Source organism: Bradyrhizobium sp. Mp27 (assembly GCF_029953005.1).
Lineage (GTDB): Bacteria > Pseudomonadota > Alphaproteobacteria > Rhizobiales > Xanthobacteraceae > Bradyrhizobium > Bradyrhizobium barranii.
Genome location: NZ_JASAUS010000436.1, coordinates 1 through 1993, shown reverse-complemented (window position 1 = coordinate 1993; position 1993 = coordinate 1). Strand labels below are relative to the sequence as shown.

Annotated in this window: 2 protein-coding genes; both read left to right on the top strand. The window is 52.0% G+C overall.

What is annotated here, in order from left to right:
• Nucleotides 1-382: 382 nt before the first annotated feature.
• Nucleotides 383-1417 (top strand): restriction endonuclease, encoded by a 1035-nt coding sequence (locus QJT78_RS50695; RefSeq protein WP_281460854.1) that lies wholly within the window; start codon nucleotides 383-385, stop codon nucleotides 1415-1417.
• 23 nt (nucleotides 1418-1440) lie between these two features.
• Nucleotides 1441-1884 (top strand): hypothetical protein, encoded by a 444-nt coding sequence (locus QJT78_RS50690; protein ID WP_281460853.1) that lies wholly within the window; start codon nucleotides 1441-1443, stop codon nucleotides 1882-1884.
• Nucleotides 1885-1993: the final 109 nt, after the last annotated feature.

The following is a 1993-nucleotide window of genomic DNA, read 5'->3' as shown; positions in this document are numbered from 1 at the left end:
TAGTCTCGGTCATGGCGTATCGCTCTCCTCGAGAGGTTCTGGCAGGCTCGTCACCCGCCTCGATACGCCGCCTTCCTCACACCGTCATCACCCAGATTCCGCCATAGCTCAGGGGTAATCGAAAAGTTCTCGCTCAAGCCAGTCAAGCTTCGTTTCATGAGTGCAAAGGTAAAGGCAGCGATCCTCGATCAACCAGAGAACCCATTCAGAATGGCTTATGTCGTGGATGGCGAAACAAGCGCCGCGCGAGGAGAACCAGTTCTCTATAAAATATACGCTGTCCATGACGTCATTGAGCAGTCAGCAGGTGGGAAACGGCGAATTTCGAAGCGTCGCAAGAGCTGATTGAGCCAGCGACGGTGGTAGGGTGATTGGAGGGGCAATGGCAGACGAACGACCGATCTGGGGAATTCACATGGATAGAACCCATGGGGATAGCCCAGTCAAAGAAGGCTTCATTGCAATTGGGTGGTCGAAAGTCGGCGATCTATCCAAACTTCAAGCAAACCGTGAGGCATTCAAGCAGGCGGTCGCGGCTGCTTATCCTGACGCGAAGCCAGGTGCCATCCCCGTCGTCGCGGGAACACTCTTTAAATTCGCCAACGAAATGCAAAAGGGCGATTTAGTCATCTACCCGTCCAAACACGATCGCATGGTAAACATGGGTCAGATTTCTGGAGACTACCAATTTGACCCTTCGAAGGATAAGAAAGTTCCAAATCGCCGCCAGGTGAAGTGGCTGAAGCATCTCCCACGAGCGACCTTCTCCCAAAACGCGCTCCACGAAATAGGGTCAGCTGTCACGCTGTTCCAAGTTAAGAATTTCGCAGACGAGTTCGTTGCGGCTCTTGAAGGCAAGCTTATCGAAAGCGCAGATGTTGACGCACAAGCAATTGAAGAGGCGTCTGCAAGCACTGAAGACCTCACAATCGATTTTGTGATCAAGCGCCTTAAGTCGAGTATCGATCCATACCAATTTGAGACGTTTATTGCGCATCTTTTGGAACGCATGGGCTATCATGCTCGCGTCACGCAAAAATCAGGCGACGGCGGGGTCGACATAATTGCTCACAAGGACGAACTCGGCTTCGAAGAGCCAATAATCAAAGTGCAGTGTAAGCAGACCTTGAATTCAGTTGGTCAACCCGCGGTTGCGCAGCTCTACGGACACGTCGGTAACCGCGAGAAGGGGCTGTTCGTTACTCTCGGCGACTACACGGCACAAGCAAGACAGTTTGAACGCGGAAAGGACAATCTTCGGCTCATCGACGGCGAGGAGCTAATCGAACTGGTCTTCAACCACTATGAACGCTTCGAGCCTCGTTATCAGATGCTCTTGCCACTTAAGAAAATATATATTCCGGGCGTCGTCGCGGACGCCGGCGTTGCAAGTCAAGCAAGTACGACCGTCACCTGACCCTCGATGACGGGAGGCGCAAATTGCATTTGCTTTACACCGACGAAACAAATCTTGAGGAACGGAAGGGTGATTTCTTTGTTTACGCTGGACTAGTCGTTGATGGAGCGCGAGCGAAAACGCTAGCCCACGATGTTGAATCGGTAAGACTAGCTGCAAAAGTGGACCGGTCGTTCAAGCTGAAGTTCAACCCAGGTCCAGAAAATCTAAGCCATCAAGAATTTCTCGCGCTCAAGCAAAGCATCATAGACTTAAGCGTTGCGCACAGCTGTCACCTGCTTGCATATGTCGTGCTTCATGACGTTGCTACTGATCCAAATACGGCGCGCCTCAATGGTATCAACACAATCTGCGCACACTTTGACTGGTTGCTCAATCGGAAGAAAGATGCGGGGTTGGTGCTGATCGACAGGTTTTCTGACCCGAATGTCGATGCACACGTGGTTGAGAAGATGGCGGTAGGTTGATAGCGGTACGACGACCCCACCTCGTTTAGGTGGACGGGATGAGCGAGACTCGCGCGTGGATTTGACAACGCGAGGGACGCTCGTTCCATGCATCAAGACAGACATCAAG